The sequence below is a fragment of the Pseudomonas sp. TH37 genome, assembly GCF_016650735.1.
Classification (GTDB): Bacteria; Pseudomonadota; Gammaproteobacteria; order Pseudomonadales; family Pseudomonadaceae; genus Aquipseudomonas; species Aquipseudomonas farris.
The window spans coordinates 866,185-884,018 of record NZ_JAEKFD010000002.1; the positions used below are offsets into that span (position 1 = coordinate 866,185).

Sequence of the window (17,834 nt, forward strand, 5' to 3'; positions counted from 1 at the left end):
TGGATGGCGCTTGCTTCATCGCGCGCCGGGGTCAACCAATGGCTTGGGTGACGAGGGCAAATTGGCGGACGCCGTTGACCGCTTGCGGCGGTGTGCCGAGAGCCATTTGTGCCACCGTGTCGACCTGTTTGAGGCCGGCCAGCTCCAGCCATTCGCCCAAGCCACTGTCCGCCGGAATGTCGATCCGCACGAAGGCGTCCGGCACCTGGGCCAACAACATGGCGATCAGGTGTTTGGCCTGCTCGGGGGTTTCAGCGATGACCGGGCCGAGGCAACGACCACGACCGAAAGGGCGCAGCAGGGCGAAGGCACGCAATTGACCGTCGCGCTCGATGCCCACCGAATGCTCGACCACTCCGAACAGATCCGTAAGCACCGCTTGGCGGTCCAGCCCGCTGCCGGCGTTGGCCAGTTCCAATTGACGAGCCTGATCAGCCGCGCGCAGTGGACGACATTCTTCACCGTCCGCCAGTGCTTCCAGCGCGGGTGCTTGCGCCTGGCCTTGATGCTGCTGAACCCGGCCGAATTCGACAAAACCCTGGCTGGCGTAAAGCGGTGCGCCAGCGAGGGTGGCATTGAGCATCGGCGTGCATGAGTGGCAAGCCTCCAGCGCGTATTCCATCAATCGACGACCAATCCCCTTGCCCTGATAGTCGTCACTGACGATCACCAGGCCGATGGTGGCGAACTTGCCTTGCGGGCAAGTGAATGCGCTGCCGATTAATCGTTCGCCATCGAGCACCACGAAACCTTCGCTGACCCGCTGCAACATCGCCCAGTCTTCCTGGCGGTGGGGCCACTTCAACTGCACGGACAAGGCATGGGCCGAAGGAATATCGGCGGCGGTCATCGGCCGATAGACATAAGTGGAAGGTTGCGAGGCGGACATGGCGAGTCTCCGTTTTCAGTGTGCGCGATCAACCGGTTTTCCGGCGCTAGGGTGCCTGTATCCCATCTGCGTGAAGGCCTGACAAGGGGGCCTGGAAGATTCGGCAGATTCCTCACGTCGCAGGCCTGCAGACCACACTTACTACTTAATTGCCCCATAAGGTCGGCAGCAAATGCTTGGGCTTTTTTTCTACGATGGAAGCCTGAGTTCACGCCTCACCGTCCCTTTTTGGAGTGCTCCATGGATAGCTTCGATCCTCGCCTTATCGCTGTGCGCAGCGCTCACTTTATTGCCGGTCAATACCGCGATGCCCGACCGGGACTGGAGGTGGTTCGCCCTTCGGACGGCCAGGCCTATGCCCAGTTGCCGATCGCCGATGCCGACCTGGTGGATGAGGCGGTCAATGATGCCTGGCAGGCTTTTAATCACAGCGACTGGGCCAGTCGTCCCCCCCGGGAACGGGCGCGTGTCATGCGCCGCTGGGCCGATCTGATCGAAGCCGATGCCGCCATCCTGGCGCCGCTGGAAGCGGTGGGTTCGACCCGCCCGCATAAAGATGTGATCGCTTGGGATATTCCTTACGTGGCGGAAGGCATTCGTTTTTTTGCCGAACTGGCGGACAAGCACGGCGGCCATGTCGCGGCTACCCAGACTGATCGATTGGGCATGCAGATCGCCGAACCGTACGGTGTGATCGCGGCCATTGCGCCGTGGAATTTCCCGTTGAGCATGGCCTCCTGGAAAGTCGCTCCAGCACTGGCCGCCGGTAATGCCGTGGTGCTCAAGCCGTCGGAGCTGACGCCGTTCTCCAGCCTGCGCTTCGCCGAGCTGGCGGTGCAGGCGGGTATTCCAGCAGGGATTTTCAACGTGGTGCAGGGTGATGGCCGCGTCACCGGCGATGCCTTGTGCCGTCATCCTCGGGTGGGCAAGGTGACCTTCACCGGGTCCACGGCGACCGGGTCGAGCATCATGTCCACCTGCGCGCTGGTGGGGCCGAAACCGGTGACGCTGGAGCTGGGCGGCAAGAGCCCGCAGCTGGTGTTCGCCGACGTGCCGGACATCGCGAAAACCGCGCGCACCGTGGCACTGGCCATTACCGGTAACGCCGGGCAGGTGTGCGTGTCCGGTTCGCGGCTGTTGATTGAGCGCTCGATCATGGAGCCGTTCATTGCGCACTTGCAGGCGTATTTCGAAGAGCTGCGGCCAGGGCCGACCTGGTCTTCCGAGAGCACGCTGTCGCCGATCATTTCCCGGCTGCAGGCCAGCCGCATCGACGGCATCGTCCAGCGCTCGCGCCAGGCCGGGGCCGAGGTGTTGACTGGCGGTGGCTTGTTCGAAGGGCTGGGCGGGGCTTATTACCAACCGACCTTGCTGGCGGGTCTGGACAACCACAACCCGGCAATTTGCGAAGAGATCTTCGGCCCGGTGCTGACGGTGCAGACGTTCGATGATGAAGAGCAGGCATTGAGCCTGGCCGCACACGCCACCTACGGCCTGGCGGCGGGGGTGCACACCGCTGACATCAATCGTGCGTTGCGGCTGGTCCGGCGTCTGGAGGCGGGCACGGTGTGGGTCAACCGTTACGGACGCAGCAACGACTACATCCTGCCGACCGGCGGCTACAAACGCTCCGGCATCGGCAAGGACCTGGGGCGCGAAGCGTTCGAAGCCAACTTGCGCTTCAAGAGCGTGCTGATCGATATCGTGCAATAACGCCTGACACATAACCCTGTGGTGAGGCGGCCTGTGGCGAGGGAGCTTGCTCCCGTTGGGCCGCGCAGCGGCCCCAAAACCATTCACCGCAATCCTTCAGGTAAAACGCGTCAGCCGGTTTTGCGACTGCTTCGCAGCCGAACGGGAGCAAGCTCCCTCGCCACAGGGATCCGCTGACCGTTGATCGTCGACAGGTTTCAAATCGCACCCAAACGGGCGCTTCCTCACCGAAGCGCCCGTTTTCGTTCCTCCCGGCGCAGGTTCTGCCGTGAATGCGGGCGTTTTTGAGCCTCGCGCGGCCATCAAGGTCCATAAAAGCGCACAAATACGGGGTTTGCCCAAGGCTGGAGCGAGCCGCAAAGTCTGCTGAGGGGGGTGGCTAAAACGGTGGTTTGTATCAAGCAGAGGTCGCTTTTAACGCCATCTGCTGGTTTCACGGTGTTGTAATGACGGTGTGCTGCAGCGTTGCATCGCCGCTCTCGAAACGCAGCGAATGCCTGTCGCGCCATGACCTCAACGAACTTCAGGACCGCACTCAATGAGCTTTCTTCGCCCCAAATTCATTACGTTCGACTGCTACGGTACGCTGACCAATTTCCACATGGGCACGATGACTCGCGAACTGTTCGCCGATCGCGTGGTACCCGAGCAGATGGATCAGTTCGTCAAGGATTTCTCCGCCTATCGTCTGGATCAAGTGATGGGTGACTGGATGCCATATGACGAAATCCTCAAGACCTCACTGGCGCGAGTCTGTAAGCGTTGGGGCATCGAATACCGTGACGAAGGTCAGCTGTATTACGACGCCGTGCCGACCTGGGGTCCGCACCCGGACGTACCGGCCGGCCTGTCGAAAATCGCCGACAAGATTCCTCTGGTGATTTTCTCCAACGCCAGCGACAGCCAGATCATGTCCAACGTCGACAAACTCGGCGCGCCGTTTCACAAGGTTTTCACCGCCGAACAGGCCCAGGCCTACAAGCCGCGTCTGGCCGCATTCGAGTTCATGCTCGACAACCTCAACTGCGGCCCGGAAGACATCTTGCATGTGTCTTCGAGTTTCCGTTACGACCTGATGCCGGCCCACGACATGAAGATCAAGAACAAGGCCTTTGTCGCCCGCGGTCACGAGGTTCCGGGCAATGCGTTCTACGGCTACCAGCAGATCACCGACATCGGTGGGCTGGCGGCGCTGGTCGGTCTCTGAGTCGAACGGTAACGGCATTCTTCATTTGGCATAGGCGGGTTAGACATGGGCAGTGAATCCTACTGGCTCGACACCGCACCGGCGTTTACCGGTGCTCAGCTCGGTGCATTGCCCGGGCAAGTTGACGTGGCCGTCGTCGGTGGTGGTTTCACCGGCCTGGCGGCGGCGCGGGCATTGGCGCTGAAGGGCGCCAGTGTGGTGGTGCTGGAAGCCGGAAGGGTGATCGGCGAAGCCTCCGGGCGCAACGGCGGCCAGTGCAATACCGGCGTTGCCCAGGACTACGCCGGGCTGAGCGCCAGCCTCGGTGCCGACAAGGCCCGCGCTTATTACCAGGCCTATGAAAGCGCGGTGCAGAGCGTGGTGTCGCTGGTGGAGCAGGAGCAGATCGCCTGCGACCTCAAGCGCAACGGCAAGCTCAAGCTGGCGGCCAAACCGATGCACTACGAAGGCCTGGCGCGTACCTGCGAATTGATTCGCCAGGAAGTCGATGCCGAGGTCGAGTTGCTGACCGCCGAACAGACCCGCGCTGAAGTGAATTCCGCTCAGTTCCACGGCGGCTTGCTGCAACGCAACGGCGTGCAGATGCACGTCGGGCGTTTCGGCGTCGGGCTGGCCGAGGCCGCGGCACGTCACGGTGCGCTGATCCATCAAGGCACGTCAGTGACGGACTGGAAAGCCCAGGCCGGCGGCTATCGGGTCAATACCAGCAAGGGTTCGCTGCACGCCGGGCAAGTATTGCTGGCGACCGGCGCCTGCCAGCACGGCGGCTTGGGCTGGTATCGGCGGCGGATTGTGCCGGTCGGCAGTTTCGTGATCGCCACTGAGGTGTTGCCACAGGTCCTGATCGATCAGCTGCTGCCCGGTCGGCGCGCCTATGTCACCAGCCGCATGATCGGTAACTACTTTCGCCTGACCCCGGACAACCGCTTGCTGTTCGGCGGGCGTGCGCGGTTTGCGATGTCCGACAGCGTGTCCGACGCCAAGAGCGGCAAGGTGCTGCAAGCGGCGATGGTGCAGATGTTCCCGCAGTTGGCCAACGTCAAGATCGATTGCTGCTGGGGCGGACTGGTGGACATGACCTCCGACCGTTTGCCTCGCGCCGGTCAGCACGGCGGCGTTTATCACTCCATGGGCTACAGCGGCCATGGCGTACAGATGTCGGTGCACATGGGCCAGGTCATGGCCGAGGTGATGGCCGGCAAGGTCGAGGCCAACCCTTGGCGCGAACTCGACTGGCCGGCGATTCCCGGGCATTTCGGCAAGCCGTGGTTCCTGCCGTTCGTGGGCGCTTATTACCGTTTCCAGGACTATTTGCATTGAGTTGATGTTGTGGCGTCACCGTCGTTTGCGTTTCCAGGACGCCCCGGATATCCGTGGGCACTCGAGCCTCATTTTTTCGACAGGTACAACTGATATGACTGACAACAAAATCGACTCGACACTGATTTCCGGCCAGGAAAGCCTGCGGGTATTCGAAGGCCTCAATCGCGGCATGTCGCGCCGCAACGCCTTGCAGATGCTGGGTGTGGCAGGTGTCGCCGCAGCGGGTGCCGGTAGCCTGTTCGGCGCCGCCGGCAAATTGTTCGCCGAAGAAGCGGCGACCCCGGGCAAAGGCAAACCGGGCGGGCGGATTCGCGTCGCCGGCATGTCCAGCTCCACCGCCGATACCCTGGACCCGGCCAAGGGCGCGCTGTCCACCGACTACGTGCGCCACTTCATGTTCTACAACGGCCTGACCCGTTTCGACAGCCACCTGGTGCCGCAACTGGAGCTGGCCGAGCGCATCGACAACACCGACGCGACGCTGTGGATCATCACCCTGCGCAAGGACGTGACCTTCCACAACGGCAAAACCCTGAGCGCCGCCGACGTGGTGTACTCGCTGTCGCGCCACAAGGATCCGCTGACCGGTTCCAAGGTCATGCCGCTGATGGCGCAGTTCGAGGAGATCAAGGCCACCGGCACCCACGAAGTGCAGATCCGCCTGAGTGCGCCGAACGCCGAACTGCCGTCGATCCTCGCCGTGTCGCACCTGATGATCGTTCCCGAAGGCACCACCGACTTCAATCAGGGCATCGGCACCGGGCCGTTCAAGGTCAAGGAATTCAAACCGGGCGTGCGCTCGATTGCCGCGCGCAACACCGGCTACTGGAAACCGGGCCTGCCGTACCTGGACGAGATCGAGTTCATCGCGATTGGCGACGAACCGTCACGGATCAATGCGTTGCTGTCGGGCGACGTGCACATCATCAACGAGGTCAACCCGCGCTCGACCACGCGGATCAAGGCCAGCACCACCCACCGCGTCGTCGATGCACCGTCGGGCAACTACACGGACCTGATCATCCGTCAGGACCAGATGCCGGGTAAAAGTGCGGAATTCACTCAGGCCATGAAGTACCTGCTGGACCGTGAACAGGTCAAATCCGCGGTGTTCCGTGGCTTTGCCGTGGTCGGTAACGACCATCCGATTTCCCCCGGTTCGCGCTATTACAACGCCGACCTGCCGCAGCGGGTCTACGACCCGGAAAAAGCCAAATTCCTGCTGAAGAAGGCCGGCATGGAAAGTATCAGCATGCCGCTGATGTGCTCACCGGCCGCGACCGGTTCGGTGGACATCGCCGTGCTGCTACAGCAATCGGCGAAACAGGCCGGGCTCAAACTCGACGTCAACCGCCTGCCCAGCGATGGCTACTGGTCCAACCACTGGATGAAGCACCCGCTGAGCTTCGGCAACATCAACCCACGGCCGAACGCCGACGTGATGTTCTCGCAGTTCTTCCAGTCGAGCGCGCCCTGGAACGAGTCGGGCTGGAAGAACGATCAGTTCGACCAATTGCTGATGCTCGCCCGCGGAGAAACCGACGACGCCAAGCGCAGCAAGATGTACGCCGACATGCAGGCCCTGGTGCACGACCACAGCGGCATCGGCGTGCCGGTGTTCATCAGCAACATCGATGGCGTCGACCAGCGCATCAAAGGCTACGGCAGCAACCCGTTGGGCGGTTTCATGGGCTACATGTTTGCCGAGCAGATCTGGCTGGATGCTTGATCGGCCGCACACGCGTGTAAGCGGGGATATTGCATGAGGGTAGGGCGATGAATAGCAACACACTATGGTTGATCGGCCGGCGCCTGGGCGCGGCGGTCGTGACCTTGTTGATCGTGTCCATGGTGGTTTTCGCCATCACGGCGGTACTGCCGGGGGACGCGGCGCAACAGGCTCTCGGGCAATTCGCCACGCCGGAACAGGTGGCGGCCTTGCGCCTGAAACTGGGGTTGGATCAACCCGGTGTGGTGCGTTACCTGCATTGGTTGATGAACCTGCTCAGCGGTGACATGGGGCAGTCGGTGTCCAACGCCATGCCGGTCAGCGACTTGATGGCCGGGCGGGTGCCCAACACGTTGATGCTGGCGGCCGTCACGGCGCTGGTGTCGGTGCCGGTGGCGCTGATCCTCGGCATCGGTTCGGCCATGGGCCGGGGCGGGCGCATCGACAGCTTCCTCAGCTTTGTCACCCTGGCCCTGGTCGCGGTGCCGGAGTTTCTGGTGGCGACCCTGGCGGTGCTGATCTTTGCGGTGAACCTGGGCTGGCTGTCGGCGTTGTCCTATGCCAGCGACATCACCTCACCGCTGCAATTTCTGCGCACCTACGCCTTGCCGGTGATGACGCTGTGCTGCGTGATTGTCGCGCAAATGGCGCGCATGACCCGGGCGGCGGTGATCGATCAACTCGACAGTGCCTATGTGGAAATGGCCCGGCTCAAAGGCGTGAGCCCGATGCGAATCGTCCTGCGTCATGCCTTGCCCAACGCCATCGGGCCGATTGCCAATGCCATCGCCCTGAGCCTGTCCTACCTGCTGGGCGGGGTGGTGATCGTCGAGACCATCTTCAACTACCCCGGCATCGCGAGCCTGATGGTCGATGCGGTGACCAACCGCGACATGGCGCTGGTTCAGGCCTGCACCATGCTGTTTTGTACGGCGTACCTGGGGTTGGTGCTGATTGCCGACCTGTGCGCGATTCTTTCCAATCCGAGGCTGAGAAACCAATGAACGATCTCATTGCGAAATCGGCGCCTGCCGGCCCCGAACTGGCGCTGGGCAAGGTCTCCAATGGGCCGTCGTGGCTCGGTCTGGTCGGCGCTGCGATGTGTGTGATCTGGTTGCTGGTGGCCATCTTCGGTCCGTGGCTGGCGCCGCACCCGGTGGGCGAAGTGATCTCCGACAACGTCTTCGACAGTCTCAGCGCGGCTTACCCGTTGGGCACCGATTACCTGGGCCGCGACATGCTCAGCCGAATTCTCGTCGGTGCGCGGTTCACCGTTGGCCTGGCGCTGGTTTCGGCCGTGCTGGCCAGCACGCTGGGCACCGGATGTGCGTTGCTGTCGGTGGTCTCGCCGAAGTGGCTGGACGAGGTGATCAGTCGTTTGATGGATGCCTTTATTTCCATTCCGAGCAAGATGCTGGCGCTGATCATGGTCTCGGCTTTCGGCTCCTCGGTGCTGTTGCTGATCTGCACCGCGGTGCTGAGTTTCACCCCCGGTGCATTCCGCATCGCCCGCAGCATGGCGGTGAATATCGAAGCGTTGGAATACGTGCAAGTGGCCCGCACCCGTGGCGAGCGTCGGCTGTACATCGCGTGTGTGGAAATCCTGCCGAACATGCTTAACCCGGTGTTGACGGATCTGGGGTTGCGCTTCGGTTTCATCGTGCTGCTGCTCAGTGGCATGAGCTTCCTCGGCCTGGGTGTGCAACCACCGGATGCAGACCTTGGCTCGCTGGTACGGGAAAACATCGGCGGTCTCAATCAGGGCGCGCCAGCCATCGTGATTCCGGCGCTGGCCATCGGCACTCTGACCATCGGCGTGAATCTGTTCATCGACCGACTGTCGTCACGGCGTAGTCGACGTGCGGGAGGTCATTGAAATGAGTGATTTGATTCGAGTCGAAGACCTGCGCGTGGTCGCTTGTGGTGAGCGCGGCGAGGTGGAAATCGTCAAGGGCGTGAGCTTCTCCCTGGCAAAAGGTGAAGTGCTCGCACTGATCGGTGAGTCTGGCTCCGGCAAGACCACCATCGCCCTGGCGTTGCTCGGCTATGCCCGGCGCGGTTGCCGGTTGGCGGGCGGGGTGGTGCAGGTAGGCGAACACGACATGCTGGCGTTGAGCGAAAGCGAGCTGCAAGGCCTGCGTGGCAACCGGGTGTCGTACATCGCCCAGAGTGCCGCCGCCGCGTTCAACCCGGCGAAAAGGCTCATCGACCAAGTGGTGGAGGGCGCCTTGATTCATGGTTTGGGCAGTCGGGTCGCGCTTGAAGTCAAAGCCATCGAACTGTTCCGCGACCTGGCCCTGCCGGACCCTGATCACATCGGCCAGCGTTATCCGCATCAGGTATCCGGCGGGCAGTTGCAACGAGTGATGGCGGCCATGGCGCTGATCAGTGATCCATTGCTGGTGGTGCTCGACGAACCGACCACTGCCCTCGACGTGACCACCCAGATCGATGTGCTGCGCGCCTTCAAACGCGTGGTCCGCGAGCGTGGCGCGACGGCTGTCTATGTGTCCCACGACTTGGCGGTCGTAGCGCAAATGGCTGATCAGATTGTGGTGCTCAACGGCGGGCAAATCTTCGAGCAGAGCGCCACCGCGCCGTTGCTCAAAGCCCCGGCCCACGAATACACCCGCAGCCTGCTGCTGGCGGCCCGTCCGGACACGACAATTCGCCCGCCTTGCGGCATCGCCGAAGAAACGCCGCTGCTGACCATCCAGGGGCTGACCGCCGGTTACGGCAACAAGAATATGCAAGGCATGCCGGCAATCCGCGTGCTGGAAGACATCGACCTGACCGTACGCCGGGGCCAGGCCATCGGCGTGATCGGGGAGTCGGGTTCCGGCAAGTCGACCTTGGCGCGGGTGGTGGCCGGGTTGCTGACACCGGCGTTGGGCGGCCTGACCTTCGATGGCCAGCCATTGGGCGGCAGTTTGTCCGAGCGCACTGACGAGCAGTTCCGACGGATTCAAATGGTGTTCCAGAACGCCGACACCGCGCTCAACCCGATGCACAGTGTTGGCACCATTCTGAGTCGTCCGCTGAAGATGTACTTCGGCCTCAAGGGCGCCGCACTGCGCGAGCGTATCGGCGAACTGCTGGACCTGGTGCGCCTGCCGCGAGCCATGGCGGAACGACGCCCGAATGAACTGTCTGGCGGGCAAAAGCAGCGGGTCAACCTGGCGCGGGCCCTGGCGGCGAAACCGGATCTGATCCTCTGCGACGAGGTCACCTCGGCGCTAGACACCGTGGTCGGCGCGGCGATTCTTGAACTGCTGCGCGATCTGCGCCAGCAACTGGGCGTGTCGTATCTGTTCATCAGCCATGACATCTCCACGGTGCGGGCGCTGTGCGACGACATCGTGGTGATGTACAGCGGCCACAAGGTTCAGGCCGGCACTCGGCAGTCTTTCGCGCAGGCACCGTTCCATCCTTACACCGACTTGTTGATCCATTCGGTGCCGGAGCTGCGACAGGGCTGGCTGGAAAACTGCGGCACCACTTGCGGCACGCTGCCGCCGATCGGCGCCAAGGCCAATGTGCCAGAGCTGTGCACCTTCCTCAGTCGTTGCCCGGTGCGGGTCGACGGCCTGTGCAATCACACCGCGCCGAACCGCCGGATCATTGATGGCGGCAGTGAAATCCTTTGCCATCACGACAGTGCCGAGTTGCTCAAGACTCAACAGGATTTGGAAAACATAACCGTGGGAGCCTACGCATGAACGGGCGTTTTGTGAGGCTGGCCGAGCAGGGCCGACCGACCGTCAAACTAATGGTGGACGGCGCGCCCATCGAGGCATTGCAGGGCGACACCCTGATGGTCGCATTGCTGACCCAGGGCAACGCGCTGCGCCAATCGGAATTCGATTCGGGCCGTCGCGCCGGTTTCTGCCTGATGGGCGCGTGCCAGGATTGCTGGATCTGGACCCGCAGCGGCGAACGTCTGCGCGCCTGTTCCAATGAAGTCCGCGAAGGGCTGGACATCGTCACCACACAACCGGAGGCGATATGGCCACTGCACGGCTGAGCACTCATCGGGTCGTTATCGTCGGCGCCGGGCCGGCCGGCATTCGCTGTGCTGAAACACTGTTGGCGGCTGGCCTCAAACCGATCCTGATCGACGAGAATCGCCGGGATGGCGGGCAGATCTACCGTCGCCAGCCTGAAGGGTTTACCCGGGATTACGTCACCCTGTATGGCACCGAAGCCGCCAAGGCCAAGGATTTGCATCAGAGCTTCGACCGTTTGCGCAGGCAGATCGACTACCGCCCCGACACGCTGGTGTGGAACCTGACGCCGGGGCAATTGTGCTGCGTCAGCCAGGGCAAGCACTCGACGGTGGATTACGACGAACTGATCCTCTGTACCGGCGCCACCGACCGTTTAATGCCGATTGAAGGCTGGCAGTTGGCGGGCACCTACAGCCTCGGCGGAGCGCAGATCGCACTGAAGTCCCAGGCGGTTTCCATCGGCCATCGCGTGGTGTTCATGGGTAGCGGGCCGTTGCTGTATCTGGTTGCCAGTCAATACATCAAAGCCGGGGCCATGGTTGCGGCGGTGCTCGACACTTCGCCGCTGATCAAGCGCATCGGCGCCTTGCCCAAGTTGTTGGCGCGGCCGGGGTTGCTGTTCACCGGGATGAAACTGCTGGCGCAGCTCTATCGGGCGAAGATACCGGTGCATTTGGGGATCACCCCCCTGCAAGTACTGGGTGACGCCGCCAGTGGGGTCAGTGGTGTGCGGATCAGCACAGCGAAAGGCGAAGCCCTGACGATCGATTGCGATGCTGTGGCCTTGGGTTATCACCTGCGCCCGGAAACCCAATTGGCCGACCTGGCCGGTTGCCGCATGCGCTTCGACGAGGCCTCCAGCCAATGGTGGCTGGCCGTCGATGAAGCGGGCCGGACCTCGGTCAGCGGTGTGTATGCCGCCGGGGACGGTTCGAAGATTCGCGGTGCCGATGCCGCCGAGCACGCCGGGCGACTGGTGGCGATGGCGTTGCTGGAAGATTTGCAGCAACCGGTGAACATCGGATTGCGCGACGAACAACGGCACGCGCTGGCGGTCATGGATGAGTTTCGCCTCGGCCTGGCCCAAGCGTTTCCCTGGCCTGCGGCGCAAGCCAAAGCGTTACCGGATTCAGCCATCGTCTGCCGCTGCGAGATGATCAGCGCCGGCGAGTTGCGCCGTACTGTGAATGAGAAGGGCGCCTGTGAAGTCAATCGGGCCAAGGCCTTCAGTCGGGTCGGCATGGGCCGTTGTCAGGGCCGTTATTGCTCCCAGGCCGGGGCCGAAGTGATTGCCGCCGCTGCGGGCGTCAGCGTGCAACAGGTCGGCCGGCAACGCGGCCAGGCGCCGGTAAAACCCCTTTCGATGCTCACCGAGGAGGTGTCGCCATGACCCTACACAAAGCCGATGTGGTGATTGTCGGCGGCGGCCTGATGGGCTCGGCGGCGGCGTTTTTCCTGCGCCAGCGCGGGCAGTCGGTGATTTTGCTGGAACGCGACCAGATCGGTCAGTACGCCAGCGGCGTGAACTTCGGCAACGTCCGTCGCCAGGGGCGATTCCTCGGGCAACTGGAATTGGCCAATCGGTCCTGGGCGTTGTGGAAACGCCTGCCGGAATTGATCGACGACGACCTCGAATTCATCGCCAGCGGGCACATGCGTGTGTGTTACCGCGAAGACGAAATCCCTGAGCTTGAGGCCTACGCGGCGGCGCCCGAAGCGGCTCAGCTGGACTTGAAGATCTATCGCGGCGCCGAGCTGCACGAGCGCTTCCCATTCCTCGGGCCGGATGTGAAGGGCGGTTCCTATGCGCCTCATGATGGCCACGCCAACCCGCGTCTGGCCGCGCCGGCCTTCGCCCGGGCGGCACGACGCCTCGGTGCGCGGATCGAGGAACAGACCGAAGTCGCCGACGTGCAGAAGGTCGGCGGCGAGTTCACGGTGACCACCACCGATGGCCGTCAATTCATCGCCGAGCGCTTGCTGATCACGGCTGGTGCCTGGGGCCAGAAACTCTCGGCGCAGTTCGGCGAACCGGTGCCGCTGGACACCCACGGCCCGCAAATGGCCGTGACCGAACCGGTGCCTTACGCCTTGCCGACGGTGATCGGCGTGTACACCAAAATTCCCGAAGAAGTGATCTACTTCCGGCAGATTCCGCGCGGCAACATCATCATCGGCGGCGGTTACCGGAGCAAACCGGACATGCTCAACCGCCGCGCCTATGTCGAGCCGCGCAGTATTCTCAATCAGATGGATCAGATGCGTCGCCTGTTGCCGGGTGTCGGCAACCTGAACATCATCCGCGTGTGGAGCGGCATCGAAGGCTACATGCCTGATTCCCTGCCGGTGATGGGACCGAGCGGCAACGTTGACGGCTTGTACTACGCGTTCGGCTTCTGCGGTCACGGCTTCCAGCTCGGCCCTGGCGTCGGCGATGTGATGGCTGAATTGATCAGCACCGGCAGCACTAGCACCTCGATTGAGCCGTTCTCTATCCGCCGGTTCGCCCCTTCAGCCGAGCAACGGACAACTGAGCAAAGGAGCAGGGCCTCATGAAACCCCGTGTACTGGATATTCTCAAACGCCTGATGGCCTTCGACACCGTTTCGTCGGAGTCGAACATGGCCCTGATCGAGTACGTGCGCGACCTGTTGCTGAGCAAGGGCATCGAGTCGCTGATCGTCAAGGACGAAACAGGCAAAAAGGCCAACCTGTTCGCCAGCACCGGCCCCAAGGAATTGCCGGGGATTTTGCTGTCCGGGCACACCGATGTAGTGCCGGCTGCGGGGCAGGCCTGGACCTTTCCGGCGTTTCAGGCGACGGTGCAGGACGGGCGGATTTACGGCCGTGGCAGTTGCGACATGAAGGGTTTTATTGCTTTGGCGATCGACGCCATGCTCGACGCCGCCGACCACTCCTTGAACCGACCGTTGCAAATCGCCTTGTCCCATGACGAAGAGACCGGTTGCGTGGGGGTGCGACGCTTGCTCGACGTGCTGCATCTGGCGCCGGTGCGGCCGTTTTTGTGCCTGATCGGTGAGCCGACCAATATGCAGTTCGTGCTGGGGCACAAGGGCAAGGGTTCTTACCGCACTTACTGCCGTGGGCTGGAGGCCCATTCCTCCCTGGCACCGCGTTCGGTCAACGCGATTCACGTGGCCTGCGATTTCATCGCGGCACTGCGCCAAAGCCAGCAGCAACTGCAAGCGCAGGGCGCGCAGGATGCCGACTACGACGTGCCTTATAGCACCGTGCATGTCGGGCAGATTGTCGGCGGCAAGGCGCTGAACATCGTGCCGAACCTGTGCACCCTGGATTTCGAGGTGCGTAACTTGCCGGCGGACAATCTGGACCAGTTCCTGGAACAGATGCGCGAGCGTGCCGAAGTGATCGTGCGCGAGGCCAAAAAACTGTCCAGTGTCGCAGCGATCGACATTGAAACGGTCAACGTCTATCCCGGCCTCGATACCCACCCGAGCGTCGAAGCGGTGCGCTTCCTGAAAAACTTCGCCGCCCCGGACACCGGCACCGCCAAAGTCTCGTTCGGCACCGAGGGCGGGTTGTTCAAACAGCGTCTGGATGTGCCAGTGGTGGTCTGCGGCCCTGGCTCGATCGAACAGGCGCACAAGCCGGATGAGTTTATCGAGATCAGCCAGATGGAGGCTGGGGAGCGGTTTTTGGATGGCCTGCTCGGTTCCTTGAAACTGTGATTTCCTTGTGGGAGCGGGCAAGCCCGCTCCCACAGGGTTTTGTGTTTACCCTGAAAGACCAAATTTCTCCCCGGTAGAGCCTGCCGTCCCACCGCAAATTTCAGCATCCAACACTGCCCATCAGACGCTTTCAGCATCCTCATCCGTGGCATCTCCCTAGACTGGAAATGTCTCGGATCAGGACTCGACCATGCTCAAGAATCGTTTGAAAGACCCCAGCCTACTGACAGAACTCGCTTACCTCGACGGGCAGTGGATCGGCGCCGATAACGCCGCAACCCTGGACGTCATCGACCCGGCCACCGGCCAATTGCTTGCCCGGGTCCCGGCCATGCAAGGCGCGGAAACCCGGCGTGCCATCGAAGCTGCCGAACGCGCCTGGCCTGCATGGCGCGCACGCCCGGCGGCGGAACGTGCGGCGCTGCTGGAGCGCTGGTATCAGGCGATGATCGACAACCTCGACGACCTCGCCTTGATCATGACCTGCGAGCAGGGCAAACCGCTGAACGAGGCCAAGGGCGAAATCCGCTACGGCGCCGGGTTCGTCAAGTGGTTCGCCGAAGAGGCCCGCCGGGTCTACGGCGAAACCATGCCGGCCCCCAGTGGCGACCGCCGCCTGCTGACGCTCAAGCAACCGGTGGGCGTGTGCGCCGCCATCACCCCGTGGAATTTCCCCAACGCGATGATCACTCGCAAGTGCGCGCCGGCCCTGGCTGCCGGATGCCCGATCATCGTCAAACCTTCGGACCTGACCCCGCTGTCGGCCCTGGCCCTGGCGGTACTCGCCGAGCGTGTCGGCATTCCGCCTGGGGTGTTCAACGTGTTGACCGGGATGCCCGCCGGCATCGGCGAAGAGCTGACCGGCAACCCGACGGTGCGCAAAATCTCCTTCACCGGCTCCACCGCGGTCGGTCGCCTGCTGATGCGCCAGAGCGCCGAACACATCAAGCGCTTGAGCCTGGAACTGGGCGGTAACGCACCGTTCATTGTGTTCGACGACGCCGATCTGGAACAGGCAGTCGCCGGCATCATGCTCAGCAAGTTCCGCAACGCCGGCCAGACCTGCGTCTGCGCCAACCGCATTCTGGTGCAGGACGGCATCTACGAACGCTTCGCTCAGCGATTGGTGGAAGAGGTGGGCAAGCTCAAAGTCGGCAATGGCCTGGACGCCGACGTCACCATCGGCCCGCTGATCAACCCGGCAGCGGTGAGCAAGGTCGCCCGGCACATCGACGATGCCCTGAGCCAGGGTGCGCGTTTGCTCTGCGGCGGTATTCCCGAAGGCGACAACCAGTTCGTTCAGCCAACCGTCCTCGGCGACACCCACGCCGGCATGCTTCTGGCCAACGAAGAAACCTTCGGCCCGGTGGCGCCGTTGATGCGTTTTACCCTTGAGGCCGAAGCGCTCGCATTGGCCAATGCCACACCTTATGGCCTGGGCGCCTACTATTTCACTCAGGACTTGCGTCGTTCATGGCGTTTCGGCGAGGCGCTGGAGTTCGGCATGGTCGGTCTCAACACCGGGATCATTTCCATGGAAGTCGCGCCGTTCGGCGGCATCAAGCAGTCGGGCCTTGGCCGTGAAGGCAGCAAGTACGGCCTGGACGAATACCTTGAAGTCAAAGCCTTCCACATCGGCGGGCTGTGATAACGATTGCACAGCCATTTTGCGAGGCATGATTAATGAGTAAACCATTCAGAATCGCCGCGATTGCCGGCGATGGCATCGGCAAGGAAGTGTTGCCGGAAGGATTGCGAGTACTGGAGCAGGCCGCGAAGAAGTGGCAGCTCGACTTGAGCATCGAAGTGCTCGACTGGGCTCACTGCGATTACTACCTGGAACACGGGCAGATGATGCCCGATGACTGGTTCGAGCAGCTCAAGGGTTTCGACGCCATCTACTTCGGCGCCGTGGGCTGGCCGGACAAGGTGCCGGATCACATTTCCCTGTGGGGTTCGCTGTTGAAGTTTCGCCGCGACTTCGACCAGTACGTGAACATTCGCCCGGTGCGTTTGTTTCCCGGCGTACCGTGCCCGCTGGCAGGGCGCAAACCGGGCGACATCGATTTCGTGGTGATCCGCGAGAACACCGAGGGCGAGTATTCCTCGGTCGGCGGCAAGATGTTCGAAGGCACCGAGCATGAATTCGTGCTGCAAGAGTCGGTGTTCACCCGGCGTGGCGTGGACCGGATTCTAAAGTTCGCCTTCGACCTGGCCCAGACCCGACCGCGCAAACGCCTGACGGCGGCGACCAAGTCCAACGGGATTTCCATCAGCATGCCGTACTGGGACGAGCGCACGGCGTTGATGGCCGCGCAGTACCCGGACATCACCTGGGACAAGCAACACATCGACATCCTCTGCGCGCGTTTTGTGCTGCAACCGGACCGGTTCGATGTGGTGGTGGCGTCGAACCTGTTCGGTGACATCCTGTCCGACCTCGGTCCGGCTTGCGCCGGCACCATCGGCATTGCGCCATCGGCCAACCTTGATCCCGAGCGGCGTTTTCCGTCGCTGTTCGAACCGGTGCATGGTTCGGCCCCGGACATCTACGGGCGCAACATCGCCAACCCAATCGCCATGATCTGGTCCGGTGCATTGATGCTGGATTTTCTGGGGAACGGTGATGAGCGTTATCGCGCCGCGCACGACGGGATTCTGCAGGCGATCGAACGGGTGATTGCCGAGGGGCCGATCACGCCGGATCTGGGCGGGAAGGGCTCGACCCAGGAGGTCGGAAAGGCGATTGCAGAAGCGCTTTAAAACCCGCGGCGCACTCCTTGTGTAGCAGCTGTCGAGCCTGCGAGGCTGCGTTCGGCTGCGCAGCAGTCGTGAAATCAGACACTGCGGTGTTTCAGCTAAACCGGGGGGCAGGACTTGCGACGACTTCGTCGCCGAACGCAGCCTCGCAGGCTCGACAGCTGCTACAGCCGAACGCAGGGGATCAGTCTTCCTTGCGAACCGTGGCCACTTCATCGGCCCGGACTTTCACTGTCGCCCCGGAAATGTCTTCGAATTCGAAGAAGCCGTCCTTGGTTTTGGTGTTCGGCATGTCCTTGGTCAAATACTGGGTGCCGTTCTGCAGGGTCACGACCGTTGGCGTCGAGCAGCCGGCCAGGGCCAAAAAGGCCGCTACTGCCAGGGGCAAACCCAGAGTCTTGATATTCATACACACCTCTCATCACTGAATGAAAACAGCGCGACAGCCCCGCTTGAGGTCAATCGTCGCTGTGCCTCTACCGCGGTTTGTGCGATG

15 protein-coding genes are annotated in these 17,834 nt (G+C 62.4%); 13 read left to right on the top strand and 2 right to left on the bottom strand.

The window, feature by feature from the left end; translation table 11 throughout:
* Positions 1-31: 31 nt before the first annotated feature.
* On the bottom strand, positions 32-889 hold the full coding sequence (locus JFU11_RS08935) for a GNAT family N-acetyltransferase (protein ID WP_123722808.1): 858 nt from the start codon (positions 887-889) through the stop codon (positions 32-34).
* 240 nt (positions 890-1,129) lie between these two features.
* Here JFU11_RS08935 and JFU11_RS08940 point away from each other — a divergent pair, with 240 nt between their 5' ends.
* The 13 genes from JFU11_RS08940 (at position 1,130) to JFU11_RS09000 (ending at position 17,341) form a co-directional block, all read left to right on the top strand.
* Entirely contained in the window at positions 1,130-2,602 is a 1,473-nt protein-coding gene (locus JFU11_RS08940; protein ID WP_201060411.1) for an aldehyde dehydrogenase family protein, read from the top strand.
* Positions 2,603-3,140: 538 nt separating this feature from the next.
* Positions 3,141-3,809, top strand: a complete 669-nt coding sequence (locus JFU11_RS08945; protein ID WP_123359468.1) for a haloacid dehalogenase type II — start codon at positions 3,141-3,143, stop codon at positions 3,807-3,809.
* A 45-nt stretch (positions 3,810-3,854) separates the two neighbouring features.
* A complete protein-coding gene (locus JFU11_RS08950; RefSeq protein WP_201060412.1) occupies positions 3,855-5,129 on the top strand; it encodes an FAD-binding oxidoreductase in 1,275 nt (424 codons plus the stop codon).
* A gap of 94 nt (positions 5,130-5,223) precedes the next feature.
* The gene (locus JFU11_RS08955; RefSeq protein ID WP_201060413.1) at positions 5,224-6,861 is read left to right on the top strand and encodes an ABC transporter substrate-binding protein; all 1,638 of its coding nucleotides are present in this window, start codon (positions 5,224-5,226) and stop codon (positions 6,859-6,861) included.
* Between the two features lie 47 nt (positions 6,862-6,908).
* A complete protein-coding gene (locus JFU11_RS08960; protein WP_123359465.1) occupies positions 6,909-7,865 on the top strand; it encodes an ABC transporter permease in 957 nt (318 codons plus the stop codon).
* Entirely contained in the window at positions 7,862-8,737 is an 876-nt protein-coding gene (locus JFU11_RS08965; RefSeq protein ID WP_123722805.1) for an ABC transporter permease, read from the top strand. The genes JFU11_RS08960 and JFU11_RS08965 overlap by 4 nt, the downstream gene beginning before the upstream one ends.
* Position 8,738: 1 nt before the next feature.
* Complete coding sequence (locus JFU11_RS08970; RefSeq protein ID WP_201060414.1) at positions 8,739-10,580, top strand: ABC transporter ATP-binding protein; 1,842 nt, start codon at positions 8,739-8,741, stop codon at positions 10,578-10,580.
* The gene (locus tag JFU11_RS08975) at positions 10,577-10,885 is read left to right on the top strand and encodes a (2Fe-2S)-binding protein (protein WP_201060415.1); all 309 of its coding nucleotides are present in this window, start codon (positions 10,577-10,579) and stop codon (positions 10,883-10,885) included. The genes JFU11_RS08970 and JFU11_RS08975 overlap by 4 nt, the downstream gene beginning before the upstream one ends.
* Entirely contained in the window at positions 10,867-12,258 is a 1,392-nt protein-coding gene (locus tag JFU11_RS08980) for an FAD-dependent oxidoreductase (protein WP_201060416.1), read from the top strand. The genes JFU11_RS08975 and JFU11_RS08980 overlap by 19 nt, the downstream gene beginning before the upstream one ends.
* Positions 12,255-13,424, top strand: a complete 1,170-nt coding sequence (locus tag JFU11_RS08985; protein WP_123722801.1) for an FAD-binding oxidoreductase — start codon at positions 12,255-12,257, stop codon at positions 13,422-13,424. Before JFU11_RS08980 ends, JFU11_RS08985 begins: the two co-directional genes overlap by 4 nt.
* Positions 13,421-14,578: an acetylornithine deacetylase gene (argE, locus tag JFU11_RS08990; RefSeq protein WP_123722800.1), complete on the top strand. Its 1,158-nt coding sequence runs from the start codon at positions 13,421-13,423 to the stop codon at positions 14,576-14,578. The genes JFU11_RS08985 and argE overlap by 4 nt, the downstream gene beginning before the upstream one ends.
* A 190-nt stretch (positions 14,579-14,768) precedes the next feature.
* Complete coding sequence (locus JFU11_RS08995; protein ID WP_201060417.1) at positions 14,769-16,226, top strand: NAD-dependent succinate-semialdehyde dehydrogenase; 1,458 nt, start codon at positions 14,769-14,771, stop codon at positions 16,224-16,226.
* A gap of 35 nt (positions 16,227-16,261) precedes the next feature.
* A complete protein-coding gene (locus tag JFU11_RS09000; protein WP_123722798.1) occupies positions 16,262-17,341 on the top strand; it encodes a tartrate dehydrogenase in 1,080 nt (359 codons plus the stop codon).
* Between the two features lie 181 nt (positions 17,342-17,522).
* Here the strand turns inward: JFU11_RS09000 and JFU11_RS09005 are convergent, their stop codons facing one another.
* Positions 17,523-17,747: a YgdI/YgdR family lipoprotein gene (locus tag JFU11_RS09005; RefSeq protein WP_123722797.1), complete on the bottom strand. Its 225-nt coding sequence runs from the start codon at positions 17,745-17,747 to the stop codon at positions 17,523-17,525.
* Between the last annotated feature and the right edge of the window lie 87 nt (positions 17,748-17,834).